This window comes from Cohnella thailandensis (genome assembly GCF_014212135.1).
In the GTDB taxonomy this organism is placed as follows: Bacteria; Bacillota; Bacilli; order Paenibacillales; family Paenibacillaceae; genus Cohnella; species Cohnella thailandensis.
Window position 1 is genome coordinate 157364 of the sequence record NZ_JACJVQ010000014.1, and the last position, 16404, is coordinate 173767.

General features: G+C 58.1%; 11 protein-coding genes. 8 read left to right on the forward strand and 3 right to left on the reverse strand.

Annotated elements, in window-relative coordinates; all coding sequences use genetic code 11:
• Positions 1-24 precede the first annotated feature (24 nt).
• Together H7B67_RS16720 and H7B67_RS16725 are read left to right on the forward strand one after the other, a co-directional pair.
• On the forward strand, positions 25-4491 hold the full coding sequence (locus H7B67_RS16720) for a cadherin-like beta sandwich domain-containing protein (RefSeq protein ID WP_185120998.1): 4467 nt from the start codon (positions 25-27) through the stop codon (positions 4489-4491).
• A 257-nt stretch (positions 4492-4748) separates the two neighbouring features.
• A complete protein-coding gene (locus H7B67_RS16725; protein WP_185120999.1) occupies positions 4749-5153 on the forward strand; it encodes a VOC family protein in 405 nt (134 codons plus the stop codon).
• 71 nt (positions 5154-5224) lie between these two features.
• Here H7B67_RS16725 and H7B67_RS16730 read toward each other — a convergent pair whose 3' ends face one another.
• Both H7B67_RS16730 and H7B67_RS16735 read right to left on the reverse strand, forming a co-directional pair.
• Positions 5225-5641 carry a LysM peptidoglycan-binding domain-containing protein gene (locus H7B67_RS16730; protein WP_185121000.1) on the reverse strand — a complete coding sequence of 139 codons (417 nt, stop codon included), beginning with the start codon at positions 5639-5641 and terminating at the stop codon, positions 5225-5227.
• A gap of 90 nt (positions 5642-5731) precedes the next feature.
• Positions 5732-7075, reverse strand: a complete 1344-nt coding sequence (locus H7B67_RS16735) for an LLM class flavin-dependent oxidoreductase (RefSeq protein ID WP_185121001.1) — start codon at positions 7073-7075, stop codon at positions 5732-5734.
• A gap of 242 nt (positions 7076-7317) precedes the next feature.
• Between H7B67_RS16735 and H7B67_RS16740 the strand changes: the two genes are divergently transcribed.
• From H7B67_RS16740 to H7B67_RS16750, 3 genes are read left to right on the forward strand one after another with little or no spacing between them, the layout of a single operon-like run.
• Positions 7318-8103: a methionine ABC transporter ATP-binding protein gene (locus H7B67_RS16740; RefSeq protein WP_185121002.1), complete on the forward strand. Its 786-nt coding sequence runs from the start codon at positions 7318-7320 to the stop codon at positions 8101-8103.
• Positions 8100-8768, forward strand: coding sequence for a methionine ABC transporter permease (locus tag H7B67_RS16745; RefSeq protein ID WP_185121003.1), 669 nt, complete (start codon positions 8100-8102; stop codon positions 8766-8768). The genes H7B67_RS16740 and H7B67_RS16745 overlap by 4 nt, the downstream gene beginning before the upstream one ends.
• 46 nt (positions 8769-8814) lie before the next feature.
• Positions 8815-9729, forward strand: a complete 915-nt coding sequence (locus H7B67_RS16750; protein ID WP_185121004.1) for a MetQ/NlpA family ABC transporter substrate-binding protein — start codon at positions 8815-8817, stop codon at positions 9727-9729.
• A 72-nt stretch (positions 9730-9801) separates the two neighbouring features.
• Here H7B67_RS16750 and H7B67_RS16755 read toward each other — a convergent pair whose 3' ends face one another.
• Positions 9802-10254 carry a VOC family protein gene (locus H7B67_RS16755; RefSeq protein WP_185121005.1) on the reverse strand — a complete coding sequence of 151 codons (453 nt, stop codon included), beginning with the start codon at positions 10252-10254 and terminating at the stop codon, positions 9802-9804.
• A gap of 197 nt (positions 10255-10451) precedes the next feature.
• On the opposite strand from H7B67_RS16755, the gene H7B67_RS16760 reads away from it, so the two are divergent.
• The 3 genes from H7B67_RS16760 (at position 10452) to H7B67_RS16770 (ending at position 16392) form a co-directional block, all read left to right on the forward strand.
• On the forward strand, positions 10452-13214 hold the full coding sequence (locus H7B67_RS16760; protein WP_185121006.1) for a DUF4962 domain-containing protein: 2763 nt from the start codon (positions 10452-10454) through the stop codon (positions 13212-13214).
• Positions 13215-13648: 434 nt separating this feature from the next.
• Entirely contained in the window at positions 13649-15211 is a 1563-nt protein-coding gene (locus tag H7B67_RS16765; RefSeq protein ID WP_185121007.1) for an ABC transporter substrate-binding protein, read from the forward strand.
• 263 nt (positions 15212-15474) lie between these two features.
• The gene (locus H7B67_RS16770) at positions 15475-16392 is read left to right on the forward strand and encodes an ABC transporter permease (protein WP_342592598.1); all 918 of its coding nucleotides are present in this window, start codon (positions 15475-15477) and stop codon (positions 16390-16392) included.
• The last annotated feature ends 12 nt before the right edge of the window (positions 16393-16404 follow it).

The following is a 16404-nucleotide window of genomic DNA, read 5'->3' on the forward strand; positions in this document are numbered from 1 at the left end:
CAGCTTCGGGAGGAGAAAAAAAGGATGTTGGCAATGAGGATTTTGAAGAGGAAAACGGGCTGGTTGGCGGCGCTGCTGCTCTTGCTGCTTGGGCTAAGCGGGTGCATATCGACTTCGGAAAGCGTAACCATCAATATTAAGGATGAGGACACGCTGGAAGCCAATGAGCAAATCTATCTTCTTTTTAACGATGGGACAACCGCGACAACGGCCGGGCAGGAGGGCCTGTCGTCGATTACGATCAACAACCCTGACGTCAAAACAATCGTGGGCGCTTGGGTGTACGATTCCGTTGCCGGAGTAAGCTGGGTTCCGGATTATTATTATGGCAACAGCACCATTGATGACTTTAATAGTGTTTACATTTCGAACATAAGCGGTACCAAGCCTCAAATTCCTGCGGCCTATGCCGTTTTACAGGGGGAACCTAAGCTCTTTACGTCGACCGATGGTAAGGTATTTTACGACGTGACGTTTGCTCTGTACGGGGCAGGCGAGAACGCTCCTTTGGTTGACGGCCGCACCGGGGTATTCGCTCAGACGACGGATCAGGTAACCTTCATGGATTTAGATCCTCAGAATACTCAGAATCAGGGAAGTACGGTGACGGAAGGACTCGCTTCTTTTACGCAGAACGGTCTTGTAACTTTCCGGGTGAAATCGGCTGCTTTCGATCCGAACGATCCGCAGATCTCCTCGATTCCGTTTGCGCTGAAGACGGCCTCCGGGTTTATTCCTATCTACACGCAAGCGGACCTTTCCGGTTTGACATTATCGGAAGGGGAATTGAGTCCAAGCTTCGACCGTTCCGTCACTTCTTATACGGCTAACGTAGCGAACGATGTCGAGAGTCTTATGGTCACTGCTTCCGTCTACGACAGCGTGTCCACGATTATCGTTAACGGTGAAGTCGCCGACAACGGAACGGCCAGCGGAGCGATCGATTTGACGGTCGGTGCTAATCCGATTGAAATTGACGTTACCGCGGAGGACGGTACGAAGAAGACGTACACGGTAACGGTAACCCGCGAGCCGTACGTGCCAAGCAGCGATGCGACGCTGTCCGGCCTTAGCGTGTCGGAAGGGACGCTGACTCCGGGCTTCGACGGCGAGGTTGCGGCGTATAGCGTCGATGTGGCGAGCGACGTGGAGAGCCTGACGGTGACGCCGACCGCTACGGACAGCAAGGCGATGATCATCGTGGGCGAAGAAGAAGTCGACAGCGGAACGGCGAGCGGAGCGATCGATCTTGCAGTCGGAGCCAACAAGGTCGAGATCGTCGTGACCGCGGAGGACGGCACGAAGAAGACCTACACGGTAACGGTAACCCGCGCGGAGCCGTACGTGCCAAGCGGCGATGCGACGCTGTCCGGCTTGAGCTTGTCGGAAGGGATGCTGACTCCGAGCTTCGATGCCGAGGTGACGGCATACAGCGTCAATGTGGCGAGCGACGTCGAGAGCCTGACGGTGACGCCGACCGCTACGGACAGCAAGGCAAAGATCATTGTGGGCGAAGAAAAAGTCGACAGTGGCGAGGCTAGCGGAGCGATCGATCTTGCGGTCGGAGCTAACCCGATCAAAATCGTCGTGACCGCGGAGAACGGAACGAAGAAGTCGTACACGGTAACGGTAGTCCGTGCGGAGCCGTACGTGCCAAGCGGCGATGCGACGCTGTCCGGCTTGAGCTTGTCGGAAGGGATGCTGACTCCGAGCTTCGATGCCGAGGTGACGGCATACAGCGTCAATGTGGCGAGCGACGTCGAGAGCCTGACGGTGACGCCGACCGCTACGGACAGCAAGGCAAAGATCATTGTGGGCGAAGAAAAAGTCGACAGTGGCGAGGCTAGCGGAGCGATCGATCTTGCAGTCGGAGCCAACAAGGTCGAGATCGTCGTGACCGCGGAGAACGGAACGAAGAAGTCGTACACGGTAACGGTAGTCCGTGCGGAGCCGTACGTGCCAAGCAGCGATGCGAAGCTGTCCGGCTTGAGCTTGTCGGAAGGGACACTGACTCCGAGCTTCGATGCCGAGGTTGCTTCGTATAGCGTCGATGTGGCGAGCGACGTCGAGAGCCTGACGGTGACGCCGACCGCTACGGACAGCAAGGCAAAGATCATTGTGGGCGAAGAAAAAGTCGACAGCGGCACGGCTAGCGGAGCGATCGAGCTGGCGATCGGCGCCAACGAGATCGAGATCGTCGTGATGGCGGAGAACGGTACGAAAAAGACCTACACGGTAACGGTAACCCGCGCGGAGCCGTACGTGCCAAGCGGCGATGCGACGCTGTCCGGCTTGAGCTTGTCGGAAGGGATGCTGACTCCGAGCTTCGATGCCGAGGTGACGGCATACAGCGTCAATGTGGCGAGCGACGTCGAGAGCCTGACGGTGACGCCGACCGCTACGGACAGCAAGGCAAAGATCATTGTGGGCGAAGAAAAAGTCGACAGCGGCACGGTTAGCGGAGCGATCGATCTTGCGGTCGGCGCGAACCCGATCAAGATCGTCGTGACCGCAGAAGACGGCACGAAGAAGACGTACGCGGTAACGGTAGTCCGTGCACAGCCGTATGTGCCAAGCGGCGATGCGACCTTGTCCGGCTTGAGCGTATCGGAAGGGAAGCTGACTCCGAGCTTCGACGCTTCGGTTACGTCCTACGCGGTTGACGTAGCCAATAGCGTTACGAGCCTGTCGGTCACGTCAGCCGTCTATGACAATACGGCATCGATCTCCGTGAACGATGTGGTCGTCGACAGCGGCACGGCCAGCGGAGCGATCGATCTTGCGGTCGGCGCGAACCCGATCAAGATCGTCGTGACCGCAGAGAATGGCACGGAGAAGACGTACACGGTAACGGTAACCCGCGCGGAGCCGTACGTGCCAAGCGGCGATGCGACTCTCTCCGGCCTTAGCGTGTCGGAAGGGACGTTGACTCCGAGCTACGATGCCGAGGTTGCGACGTATAGCGTCGACGTGGAGAGCGGCGTTGAGAGTCTGACGGTGACACCGACCGTCTCGGACGGCAAGGCGACGGTAACCGTTGACGACGAAGAAGTCGACAGCGGCACGGCCAGCGGAGCGATCGATCTTGCGGTCGGCGCCAACAAGGTCAAGATCGTCGTGACCGCAGAAGACGGCACGAAGAAGACGTACACGGTAACGGTAGTCCGTGCACAGCCGTATGTGCCAAGCGGCGATGCGACCTTGTCCGGCTTGAGCGTATCGGAAGGGAAGCTGACTCCGAGCTTCGACGCTTCGGTTACGTCCTACGCGGTTGACCTAGCCAATAGCGTTGCGAGCCTGTCGGTCACTGCAGTTGTCTATGACAATACGGCATCGATCTCCGTGAACGATGTGGTTGTTGCAAGCGGCACGGCTAGCGGAGCGATTGATTTGAACGTAGGTGCAAACGTGATACGGGTGGTCGTGACCGCCGAGGATAGCTCGACGAAGACCTATACCGTCACCGTCACGCGAGCTGCCGGCGGAGGAAGCGGAATCGTTGTGACAGTGCCCAGCACGGAAATAATCAGCTCTGCGAATGGTAGCTTAACCCTTCCAGCAGGGAGAGTAGGCCAAGTTAGCTTGGATGAGACAATTACGATCCAGATTCCCGCCAACGCGACGAACCGCGAACTGAAGCTGATCATCGAGAAGGTCGCGGAAACGCAACCGCTATTTACGAATAAAGAAGTTCTGGCCAGCTCGGTCTATGAGATTCTGAAGAACTTCCCCGAGAACTTCGCGAACCCGGTAACGCTGACCTTCGTCTTCGACCCTTCGAGCTTAGAAGAAGGACAAAAACCGTCCGTCTTCTACTTCGACGAGACCAAGAAGGAATGGGTGGAAGTCGGTGGCAAGGCGGAGGGAAATCGGATCTCGGTCGAGGTCGATCACTTTACGAAGTACGCGGTTCTGGCCGTCGGAGGCACTGGCGAGACTGAAGCACCAGAAGTCTCCTTCGGAGATATCTCCGGTCATTGGGCCGTAGCGCAAATCAAGCAAGCAACAAGCCTCGGCATCGTCAGCGGCTATGAGGACGGAACGTTTAAGCCTGCCGCGACCGTAACCCGCGCGGAATTCGCAGTTATGCTGATGAACGCGCTGAAGCTGGATAGCGCAGCTGCGGAACTTTCTTTCTCTGACGCCGCCAAGGTCGGAGCCTGGGCGCGAACGGCCGTCTCTCAAGCCGTTCAGGCCGGAGTCATTACCGGCTACGCAGACGGAACCTTCCGTCCGGATGCCAAGATAACCCGCGCCGAGATGGCGGCAATGATCGCTAAGGCGCTGAAGGCAAGCTTCGAATCGAACGCCTCGACCGGATTCAAGGATGACGGCAGCATTCCGGCATGGGCTAGATCGGCTGTGTCGGCAATCGAGAAGCTTGGCCTGATAAAAGGCAACAATGATGGGCAATTCCTCTCGAATGCCCAGACGACAAGAGCGGAAGCCGTAACGGTTCTGCTGAGGATGTTGGAGCTATCGACTAAGTAGAGGGAAGATTTAAAGGTTGCCTTGGGGGGCGGATTGCCGCTGCCGGGGCAGCCTTTTTATTAACGATACGGAATGAATAAGTTACACGCTCCCCTTATCTGTACCACCTCCGCAAAGCTTATCCGGCATCCAAGGATCGCCGGAGGCGTTTTTTTCTTATGTTTAGACACCTGGAAGTAGGGAATCCAGTATGTAGCGAGAAGAAGGAAGAGCGTCGGCTTGCGCCCAATCAAATAACGCAAAGGAGTGTTCGGCGAATGGCTAAACTAACCCCCTATTTTTATTCCGAGGACGCCAGAACGCAAGCGCAGTTCTACGTGAATGCACTCGGAGGGGAAATCCAGCACCAGATGACTTACGGACAAGCGCCGGGCACGGAAGAGGAGATGAAGGATAAGATCATTCACATGATCTTCACCGCTGCGGGAGTGACCTTCTATATGGCCGATACGATGCATCGCGAGCCCCTTGGCCGAAGCAACAACGGGTTCGACCTAAGCCTGGAGTTCGCTACGGAAGAGGAAGCCTGGGAAGCCTTCTCCAAGCTGTCCGAAGGCGGCAGGGTAATCATGCCCCTAGAGAAGCAATTCTGGGGCAGCCTGTTCGGCCGGATCGAAGACAAGTTCGGCATCAAGTGGCAGGTGACGACTCCCCAGGCTTAAGCGCGCCAATTCAGTAGAAAGCCCCTCCGATCATCGATTAGATGAGAAGAGGGGCATTGGCTTTTTTAGACTTACGGAGTTTGAACGGGCTGTTGGCTTTGAGGCATCGCGTGCTGCCCCTGCTGCATGGAGTACGGCACCTCGAGATAATGCTTCTGGCAGATCATGTTGGAGATCCTCGGGATCGAAACGACTTCTCCGGCATTCAATTGCGAGGGATTCAGGTGCGGGTTGGCCTCTTCCAGAATGGAATGAGGGATGTTGTACCGGTGGCATACCGAGGCGAAAGTGTCGCCCGGCTTCACTTGATGCTTCGCGAACACGGCCTCTTCCGCTTGCTCTTCTCTCACGAACGGGAAGAAGAACGGGGAGAAGAAGAAGAACGGGAACAAGAACCGGTTAGGGAAGAACGGGTGGGGAAATGGACGGAAAAAGGGGCGGCCGAATCCTCCTCCGAAGCCGGCGCCGGGGAAAAAACCACGCTGCATTTCAATACCTCCATATCGAATAGTCATTCGTCTATTCAGGATATTTCCCCGGCGGCGTTTGGTGACAGTTTTTTGCTGCCGTCCGTCCGGTTATTGCCCGGTACGGGCGTAACGGTTAGCCGGAACCGGAAGACCGAGATGCTCTCTTAGAGTGGATCCTTCGTAGTCCGTACGGAACAAGCCTCGTTGTTGCAAAATAGGAACCACGCGATCGACGAAGTCTTCCAATCCGTCCGGCAAGGAAGGAGCCATCAGCATGAAGCCGTCCGCGGCTCGACCCTTGAACCAGCGCTCCAGAGTGTCCGCGATCCGCTCCGGCGTGCCGACCAGATCGTCGCCGCTGAACGATCCGGTGAGCAGGGAATACACCTCTCGCAGAGTCGGGTTCTCCCGGGCGATAACCGGCCGATGCTTCAAGTAATCGGTCTTCGGCATCTCCAGCCGGTCAAGCCCGGCGTCGCGTGCCCGGTCGTCCAGCGTAACGCCGGCGAAGTCGACGTATCCCCGGAAGTAATCGGATAGGAACTCAACGCCCGTCTCCTCGGGGATGAGCGCCTCCAGCCGGTTTCTCTTGTCTCTGGCTTCTTGTTCGGTCGATCCGATAATCGGCATGATTCCTTGAAGAACGTGAACCTGTTCCGGGTTCCGTCCCGCGGCCGCTACCTTGACCTTATAGGAATCGTAGAAAGCCTTCGCCTCCTCGAAATCGTACTTGATCGAGAAGATCACTTCCCCTACCTTCGACGAGAAATCCTGTCCCGATTCGGATACGCCCGCCTGAACGAGAACCGGCCTTCCTTGCGGAGAACGGGCGATATTCAGCGGACCCTCGACCGAGAAGAACTCCCCTTGATGATGGAGCCGATGAAGCTTGCCGCGATCGAAAAAGACGCCGCTCTCCTTGTCGCGAACGAAGGCGTCATCCTCCCAGCTATCCCATAACCCCAATACGACTTCGACGAACTCGTTCGCTCTCCGGTACCTGTAACCGTGCTCGAGGTGCTCTTCCGCGCCGAAATTCCTTGCCGTATTGCCGGACAGATCTCGGGTCGTTACGATGTTCCACCCGACCCTTCCTTTGCTGATATGATCGACGGACATGAGCAAACGGGCCATGTTGAAGGGCTCGATATAAGAGGTGGATGCCGTGGCGACGATGCCGATCCGCTCCGTGGCTCCGGCCAGCGCGGCGATGAGCGTGATCGGCTCGTAGCGGTTCAGAATGTTCGGGTGAGAGAATTCGTTGATGGCGAGGCTGTCCGCTAGAAAAGCGATGTCGAACTTGCCCCGTTCGGCCGTCCGGGCAAGCTGCTTATAGTAGTCGATGTCGATGCTGGCCGCGGCGTGCGCCTGCGGCAGTCTCCATGAAGCGACGTGCATGCCCGTGCCGACGAGGTAAGCCGATAGTTTCATTTGGCGGGAATCGATACTCATTCCAATCCTCCTAAATATAAGAATGTCTATTGGAAAAGTATTATAATTTACCGATTATGTTTTGGGAAGACATTGACAGCGCCGAGGAAATCGATTAAATTAATTAAAGTCAATCGGAATTATATGAATTAAATACGCGTCACTAAGTTGACCAGTCCACTGGAAACTAAGCGCTTGTCCCGGAACGAAGGGCGAGAGACTTAGTTTTTTTTGTTTTGGTCCTGGGAGAAGGGGGCGATAGCTTGATAGTCGTCGAGCAATTGACCAAGACCTATCAGACGACGAAAGGCAGCGTCTTGGCTTTGGATCGCATCGACCTGCAGGTACGCAAAGGGGAAATCTTCGGCGTCATCGGATTCAGCGGAGCTGGCAAATCCACGCTGATTCGATGCTTGAACCGGCTGGAGGAGCCGGATTCGGGACGGATCCGGATCGGGGGCGACGACATTACCGGGCTGAGCGGAAGAAGGCTCCGGCAGGCAAGGCAGAAGATCGGCATGATCTTTCAGCACTTCAATCTGCTGGATGGGAAGACGGTGTATCACAACGTCGCGTTTCCGCTAGCGGTCGCCGGGCACCCCAGAGACCGGATCGGACGGCGGGTAAGGGAGATTCTCGATCTGGTCGGCTTGGCCGACAAGGAGGGGGCATACCCGGCGCAATTAAGCGGGGGGCAGAAGCAGAGAGTAGGAATCGCGAGAGCTCTCGCGAACGATCCGGACGTGCTTCTTAGCGACGAGGCGACCTCGGCGCTCGATCCGCAGACGACCTATTCCATTCTGGAGCTGCTGAGGGACATCAATCGCAAGCTGAAGCTGACGATCGTGCTCATCACCCACGAGCTGGAGGTTCTTCAGCACATCTGCGACAGCATGGCCGTCATCGAGAACGGGAGAATCGTAGAGACCGGTCCGGTGGAGAAGCTGTTCCTGAATCCGGAGAGCGACACGGCGCGCAAGTTCGTCGGCGTCCTGGAGCAGTACCGGGCCAAGCGGGACTTGATCGAAGGGATGGGAGCGGGAATATGAGAGACGATCTGTTCGATCTGCTCTGGGAAGCCCTTCGCGAGACCCTTTATATGATAGCTTGGTCGTCCTTCTTCTCCCTTCTGCTAGGGCTGACGCTAGGAATTCTCTTGGTCGTTACCGACAAAGGGCATATCCTGCAAGCTTTGCCCGTCCAGAAGACGATAAGCCTGCTAATAAACGGCGTACGATCGATTCCGTTCATCATCCTGATCGTGATTCTGCTTCCCTTGTCCCGTCTGATCGTCGGAACCTCGCTCGGACCGACGGCGGCCATCGTCGCGCTCTCGATCGGCACGGCTCCGTTCCTGGGACGGATAATCGAGAATTCGCTCAAGGAGGTAAGCGGGGGCAAAATCGAAGCGGCGATCGCGATGGGGGCTTCTCCGCTCGCGATCATCTTCCGGGTGCTGATTCCCGAAGCGCTTCCGGCGCTCGTGCGCGGCGTCACGATCGCGATCATCGGCATCACCGAGTGCACGGCGGTCGCCGGGGCGATCGGAGCCGGAGGTCTCGGAAGCCTGGCGATCCGCTTCGGCTACCAGCGCTTCCGGGAGGACATCATGATCGCCACCGTCCTCGTGATCGTCCTTCTGGTCCAGGCGATTCAGTTGACCGGGGATTTCATCGCCAAGAGCATTCATAACAGACGCTTCAAGATCGAATAAGGGTTCCATGCATCACCACATATAAAAAAGGAAAGCGGGAGAGAACATGTCCAAGAAAAATCTGATCGTCGTTGCCGCACTGCTATTCGTATTGAGTCTGGTAACGGCCGCTTGCGGTTCGAACAACAATGCTTCTTCCGGTTCAAGCCCGTCCGCATCCGCCGCAAGCCCGAGCGAGAGCGCAAGCCCAAGTCCGAGCCCGAGCGAAAGCCCGTCGCCGTCGGCCTCCGAGCCGGCGCAGGAAGTCACGCTCAAGGTCGGCGCCGCCCCCGTGCCGCATGCCGAGATTCTGGAGTTCGTCAAGCCGAAGCTTAAGGAAGAAGGGGTCAACCTGGAGGTCGTCATTCTCGACGACGAAGGACAGCTCAATCCGGCGCTGCAGGAGAAGCAGATCGACGCCAACTACTTCCAGCACGTGCCGTACCTGGATTCCGTCAAAGGCGAGAAGGGCTACGACTTCGCCGTGACGACGAAGGTGCACGTCGAGCCGATCGGCTTCTATTCCGACAAGCTGAAGTCCAAGGACGAGATCAAGGAAGGCGCCACGATCGGCATTCCGAACAACCCGTCCAACGAATACCGCGCTCTCGTTCTATTGCAGCAGCAAGGGCTGATCAAGCTGAAGGACGGGCTTACGACTTATGAAGCGACGCCGAAGGACATCGTCGAGAACCCGAAGAAGCTTAAGTTCATCGAAGCGGACTCGGCTACGCTGCCTAGATCCCTGCCGGATCTGGACGGAGCGGTCATCAACACGAACCTGGTCCTGGAAGCCAAGATCGATCCGCAGAGCGCGCTGTTCCGAGAAGACGCGAACTCCCCGTACGCGAACGTTATCGTCGTAAGAAGCGGGGACGAGAATCGGGAGGAGATCAAGAAGCTGGATGCCGCGTTAACGTCGCCGGACGTGAAGAAGTTCATCGAGGAGAAATACGGAGTCGCGGTCGTGCCCGCCTTCTGACGAAGCCATACGCGAAAGCGCCCTTCAACCGGATAACGGTTCAAGGGCGCTTTCGCTCTATTTTGGCCGGTCTCAGTCGTTCTCCAATAGCTCGAGAATGAGCTTCAGAGGGCCTTCCGTATCCATATACGCATATCGGCCGCCTTCGTACTCGCCTTTCTGAAGCAGCGCCATTCCCTTGCCTTCGAGCACGGCAATCTTCTCTTTCATTCCTTTAATGACGAAAGCGATGTGGTGGAAGCCTTCGCCGTTCCGGTCGAGCGACTCGCGCCACGTGCTCGGGTGATGGTCCGGCTCGATCAGCTCGAGCTGAAGAGAGCCCATGTCCATGAAGGCAAGCTTAGCCCGGGCTTCGGAAGGGGAGCCGCGATATTCCGTCTGCGCCTTCTCCGGGACGTCGGTCCAGAACCAGTTCGGCTTCTCGATGCCGAAGAAGTCCGCGTATGCCCGGGAGGTTCGTTCGATGTCGTTGACGAGCAATCCGATCTGGGTGATGACGTTGTTGCCGAGCAAGCCGTGATCCATAAGGCATTCCTCCTCATTGTAAACACGCGTTCACAACGAGAGCATAGCACGGGTTTGAAAGCGTTGTCAACAAGAAAAGACCGATCGTGCAGTTTTCTACAGATCGGCGAATTTACGGGAGCGGCTTTGCATGCCTACGATAGAAGGCAAGGCGATCAAACGGGACTTGCGCCCGGAAACGAGAGGAAGAGATCAAGATGTGCGCGAACAAAAAAGAAACCGAATGTTCTCCAGCCTCGATAACGACAATGGATGACGGATGGCCGGACGAGGTGCTGCGGAACGCCAACATGCCGTTCCGTCCGGCGGACGGCCTCGCGACGACGCAGAATCCGCCGGACTTCAGCTGGCCGTATCTTCCGGACGCGTCGGAATATCATCTTCAGCTGGGAAGGACCGCCTCCATGGACGGCGAGCGGGTGGAGGTCGAAGGGCTGAGGACGAACTACTATAATTTCGACCGGACGCTGGACGAGGGGGCCTGGTTCTGGCGGGTCCGCTATCGCCTGTCGCCGGCGGAAGGCTGGTCGACGTGGAGCTCGGTCCGCCGGTTCCGGATCGCGGAGGAGAACGTGCCGTTCCCCGTGCCGCCGATCGACGACATGATGGCGCGCATGGAGAAAGGCCATCCTCGGGTATGGACGAATCCCGGCGATCTCGAGGCGTTCCGAAGCCGCCGGCTGTCCGGCAGCGGCAAGGCGGTGTTCGATCGGGTCTATGCGTCCGTTCAGGCCGATCTGGGACAGCCGCTGCCTCCCGATCCTCCTTTTCCGTACATGGACTTGAACATTTCTTCGGTCTCCCCCGAGTTCGTCAAGGCGCTGCAGGAGCTGCGGGCTTATGCCGACAAGACGCTCGATCGGCTGCTGAACGCGGCGTTCGTCTATCTGTTGACCGGAGAGGAGAGGATCGGCGCGTTTGCCAAGGCCCATCTGATGAATGTCGCGGCCTGGGATCCTTCCGGCTCGACCCAGTTCGGCATCAACGACCAGGTGCACCGCGCCGTCGCCTACCGCTCCGCGATCGCGTACGACTGGCTGTACGATCTGCTGTCGCCCGACGAAAGGAAGGCCGTGCAGGAGATGATCAAGACGCGAGTCGCCGATCTGATCGACAAGTACCTCGTCAGCCAGCCGATTTACCAATATCCGTTCGATTCCCACGGCTGGACCATCATCGGCTATATCGGTCTCATGGGGACCGTGCTACTGCACGATATTCCCGAAGCGGAGCAGTGGATACGCCGGTCCGTTCCCGCCTTTATCAATCTGCTTCCTCCATGGGGAGGCGAGGACGGCTCCTGGTCGCAGGGAACCGGCTACTGGCAGTGGTCCTCCGGCTCCAACAAGGAGCTGATGGACATTCTGCTCAGCGCGGGAGCCATTAATTTGTACGAGAAGGCCTTCTCGCGTCACGAGGGCTTGTACCCGATTTACATGTTCCCTCACGGCAGCCCGACCGGCGTCTTCGGCAACGACAGCCATTACACGCCTAGCGCCTATAGCACTCGCCTTCTGAACCGGATGGCTCAGGCGTACCGCGATCCCCGGCTGAAGTGGGCGGCCGAAGCGATCGGGGACATGCCCCGGGCCGCGCTGCAGGATTATTTCTACCGGGACGACGACTTGCCCGCGATTCCGCCGGCGGACCTGCCGGAGGGCCGATGGTTCCCCGTGACGGGACTGGTCGCGATGCATTCCGATCTTCTTGATAGGGAGCGTATCTCCCTCTACTTCAAGTCGAGCCCATATGGCAGCTACAGCCACAGCCAGGCGGACCAGAACGGCTTCATTCTTCATGCATTCGGGGAGGCGCTCGCGATCAAGAGCGGCGTCTACGACTACTACAACAGCGTGCATCATCGCGGCTTTACGAAGCGTACTTACTCGGCGAACGCGATTACGTACGACGGAAGAGAGGGGCAGCCGATCGACGACTTCGACGCGAAGGGACAGGTGCTCGGCTTCGTCCATCACCCGATCTTCGACGCGGTCAGCGGCGACGCGACAGCCGCTTACATGGGGGGATTGACACGGGCGGTACGGCACATCGTGTATGTCCGGCCGTCGATGTACGTCGTGATCGACGAGCTGGCGGCGGACCGTCCGGGCGGCTCCGAGTTCGAGTGGAACCTGCATGCCGACGACAAGCTCGAGTTCGACGCGGACGGACTCGGCGCGACGATCGAGAAGGGCGGGGCCGGCCTGCGGGTACGCCTTCGCGGCAGGCAGGCTCATGATGGGCGGACGGTTCTCGAGAAGGCCTATCTGGACCCGGAGGGAGCGGAAGTGCCGCCGGTCGCGGGCTTCGTAGGCAAGCGGCAGGTTCACGCCGCGTTCGTGACGCCGAAGGCGAACGCCGCCGTCATCGCGGCGACGCTGGCGCCCTATCGGCTTGGCGGCGACATCCCGCAGGCGATGGAGGAGGAGTTCGAAGGCGTCCTGAAGCTGACGTTCGGCCAGGGAGCATCGCTTTATGTCCGCACGGCAGCCGGCGGAACGGCGGAAGGCGCAGCGTCGTCGGCGGCAGTGCCGGATGACGCAGCATCCGTAGCCGGGGCGGATGGCGCAACGCCGGTAACCGGGCCGGACGGAATCCGGTTCGCCGGCGCGGCGGCCGCGGTGAAGGGAGACACTTTCCTGCTGGTGAGCGGAACCTTGCTGGAGAAGGATGGAGTCGCGCTCGCGCGGTGCGACGTCCCGTCGACGATCGTCCTGGGAGATGGTATGCTATCCATATCCGCCCAGGGCGACGCTCGAGTCGTTCTTGATGCGCCGAAGCCGATCCTTCTGTTCGACGCGGACGGCGGCAAGGCGATTCAGCCCGGCGGAGAGGCCGAGGAGAACATGAACCGGCGCGGAGTCCACTGGACGCAATCGGCCGGCCGGCTGACGATCCGCACGGAGCGCGGCCAGCGCACGTTCCTTATCGCCGATATGCCGGACGGGGAGCAGGCTTAAGCGCCGCCGCGGCAACATAGACCCTTGGCTTCCTATGGGAGTCGGGGGTTTTTTGGCCGTTAGCGGCTGTTACGGCGGTTGATTGACCCTCTGTATCCCTTCGGAATCTTTTGAACGGCTAACGGACATGAAAGACGCTTAAACCGTGATTTTTCTCGATCTGAAGATGTAACGGACACACTGTCCGTTAGCGGCCGGAACGGGCTCGAGATGGACGTTTTTACCCTTCTAAGGGTCTCCTACGTCCATTAGAAATTCCAAAATGTCGGTTTTAACGGTTTACCGGACTGTATGTCCGTAAGAGCGAGAGCTCCCATCTCGAAGCGGATAAACGCAACACAGTCGCTGGAATCCTCGCATTTAGGGTTTAGGGAACAGTCGACAAGCGAAAATGGGTCCGATAACGATAGAATCATCGACGGGAGGCGGTTCGGTTGGCCAAATGGCATGGAAGCGGAGCATCTGTACAAGATAGAAAGCGGGCAAGCAAGCGTTCGGCGTTAGCGGCAAGAGCCTCGACCGGAGCTACGACCCGGCGGATTCTGCTCGCGGCTTTCGGCATGCTGACGGCGGCCGTCCTCGGAGGATGCTCCTCGGCGCTGTTCGGCTCGGATATGGAGGAGTCGGGGGAGCCCGGCACGGCGAAGCCGGTCGAGCTGGTCTGGTATTATCCCGAATATGAGGCCAACGCCGATCTGGAACAAGTGAACGAGGCGGTCAACCGAATCGTCAAAGCGAAGCTCAACGCGACCGTCCGGTTGATGCCGATCGAGTTCGGAAGCTATGAGCAGAAGATGAACACGTTGGCCGCATCGAACGAGCCGGCCGACATCATCTGGACCTCCAATTGGCTGTTCTCTTGGACCGACAATGCCAAGAGGGGCGTCTTCCGGCCGGTGCAGGAGCTGCTGCCCGAATTCGCCCCGCGGCTGCTGGCTTCGCTGCCCGACCGATTCTGGAACGACGGCAAGCTAAACGGCAACCAGTACGGGATTCCGAGCTACCAGATCGCCGCCATGAGGCCGAGTCTCGTCATCCAGAAGCGGTTCGCCGACAAGTACGGGCTCGACGCCGGTTCCATTCGCAAGATCGAGGATATCGAGCCGTTCCTGAAGCTCATCAAGGAAGGGGAGCCCGGCATCGTTCCCTTCGGAACGACTCGCGGCTTCTATATGAACACGCTGTACGGCATCGATTGGCGCGTTCCGGTTTACCTGGACGATCCTTCCCATACGGTTCTCCCTGACGTGACCGAGGAGATGAAGAGCAATTTCGAGCTGGTTCGATCCTGGTACGTCAAGGGATATATCAATGAGGATGCCGCTACTCTGCGCGAGGCCTCGGATGCCTACTCCAAAGGAAATGCGGCGGTATGGTTCGATCCGACGGGCAAGCCCGGATCGGAAGCGGAGTTCAAGACGATGGGCGGAGGCTATGACGTACAGCTGGTGCCATTGGTTGCCCCGTATTTTACGGGAGCGGTCAGCTCGATGAACGCCATCTCCCGCACGTCGAAGAACCCGGAGAGGGCGCTGATGTTCCTGGAGCTCGTCAATACCGACAAGGAGCTGTACAACCTGCTCGTATACGGCATCGAGGGCAAGCATTACGTGAAGACGGTCGGCAACTTTATCCGCCTCGATCCGGATGCCGGCTATTACACGAATACCGATTGGGTGTTCGGCGATATCCGGAACGAGTACTTGCCGGAAGGATCGCCCGCCGACAAGCTCGAGCAGACCGTACGGATCAACGAAGAGGCCAGGCTGTCCTCCTACGCCGGCTTCGAATTCGACGGAGAATCCGTCAAGGCGGAGCTGGCCAACGTCCGGGCCGTGAACGAGGAATATTACGGCGCGCTCGCGACCGGAACGGTCGATCCGGACGAATATCTTCCTATTTACGAGGAACAGCTGAAGAAAGCCGGCAGCGACGTCATCGTTGCCGAGAAGCAGCGCCAATTGAACGAGTGGCTGGCCTCCCAAGGGCTGAAATAGCCTCGAACGGCATCCAATCACAACCGAAAGCAGCTTGAAACTCGGCATCCGAAAGCCGGGAAGAGAGGGGATCCATCCCCGATCTTCCCGGCTTTTTTGGCGTGTAGGCGAACCGAATCCGAATTCTGCACTTAAATGCTCATCGAACAACGCAGGAGTGGAGTAAAGTACGGTTTTTGCACTTTATCCGCTCCCGCATGGGCCGTTATCGTGAATGGCAAGGCACCGCAACCCACTTTACCGGCAAGGAGGAATGGAGCATCGTGAGGCGAAACCAAGTATCCCGATTCATCGGCAGAAACATCGAACTCTTCACCTTTTCGCTTCCCGCTGTCATCTACATTTTTGTCATGGCGTACGTCCCCATGTTCGGGGCCGTCATCGCCTTCAAGAATTACGAGTACGACAAAGGCATACTGGGAAGCGACTGGGTGGGGTTCCAGAACTTCGAATTTCTATTCAAAAGCGAGAACGCCTTCCGAATCACCCGCAACACCATCCTGTATAACGTCAGCTACATGCTGATGACCACGATCTTCGCGCTGCTCGTCGCCATTCTGCTGCACGAAATATCGAAGAAATGGCTGAAGCTGTACCAGACCGCGATGATTCTGCCGTTCTTCCTGTCCTGGGTCGTCGTGAGCTACATCACGATGGCGTTCCTCGACCATCAGAACGGCTTCCTGAACGGCTGGCTGACCGCGCTCGGCTTCGAGAAGGTGCAGTGGTACTTCGACGCCCACGTCTGGCCTTATATTCTGAACGTCGTCCACCTCTGGAAAAGCATCGGCTTCTCGGCGCTCGTGTACTTCGCCGGCATTCTCGGGATCGACGCCGAGCTGTACGAGGCGGCCCGGATCGACGGCGCCCGCAGGTGGCAGATGATTTGGAACGTCACGATTCCCCAGTTGACGCCTTTGATCATCATCCTGCTGATCCTCAGCATAGGGAACATGTTCCGCGGCGACTTCGGGCTTCACTACTTTATCCCGAACAACAACGGCATGACGTATTCCACGACCGACATCATCGACACGTACATTTACCGGGCGCTGAGCACTCTCGGAGATGTCAGCATGGCTTCGGCCGTCGGCCTGTACCAGTCCTTCGTCGGCTTCGTTCTCGTCGTCGCGGCTAACTTCACGGTTCGCAAGATCAACGAGGAGAACTCGCTCTTCTAGAAAGGAGAAGAT

What these genes read in the sequence shown, in the direction of transcription:
- H7B67_RS16735 (WP_185121001.1), bottom strand. Translation starts at nt 7,075, where the DNA reads ATGAGTATCGATTCCCGCCAAATGAAACTATCGGCTTACCTCGTCGGC.
- H7B67_RS16760 (WP_185121006.1), top strand. Translation starts at nt 10,452, where the DNA reads ATGTGCGCGAACAAAAAAGAAACCGAATGTTCTCCAGCCTCGATAACG.
- H7B67_RS16750 (WP_185121004.1), top strand. Translation starts at nt 8,815, where the DNA reads ATGTCCAAGAAAAATCTGATCGTCGTTGCCGCACTGCTATTCGTATTG.
- H7B67_RS16755 (WP_185121005.1), bottom strand. Translation starts at nt 10,254, where the DNA reads ATGGATCACGGCTTGCTCGGCAACAACGTCATCACCCAGATCGGATTG.
- H7B67_RS16725 (WP_185120999.1), top strand. Translation starts at nt 4,749, where the DNA reads ATGGCTAAACTAACCCCCTATTTTTATTCCGAGGACGCCAGAACGCAA.
- H7B67_RS16730 (WP_185121000.1), bottom strand. Translation starts at nt 5,641, where the DNA reads ATGCAGCGTGGTTTTTTCCCCGGCGCCGGCTTCGGAGGAGGATTCGGC.
- H7B67_RS16745 (WP_185121003.1), top strand. Translation starts at nt 8,100, where the DNA reads ATGAGAGACGATCTGTTCGATCTGCTCTGGGAAGCCCTTCGCGAGACC.
- H7B67_RS16720 (WP_185120998.1), top strand. Translation starts at nt 25, where the DNA reads ATGTTGGCAATGAGGATTTTGAAGAGGAAAACGGGCTGGTTGGCGGCG.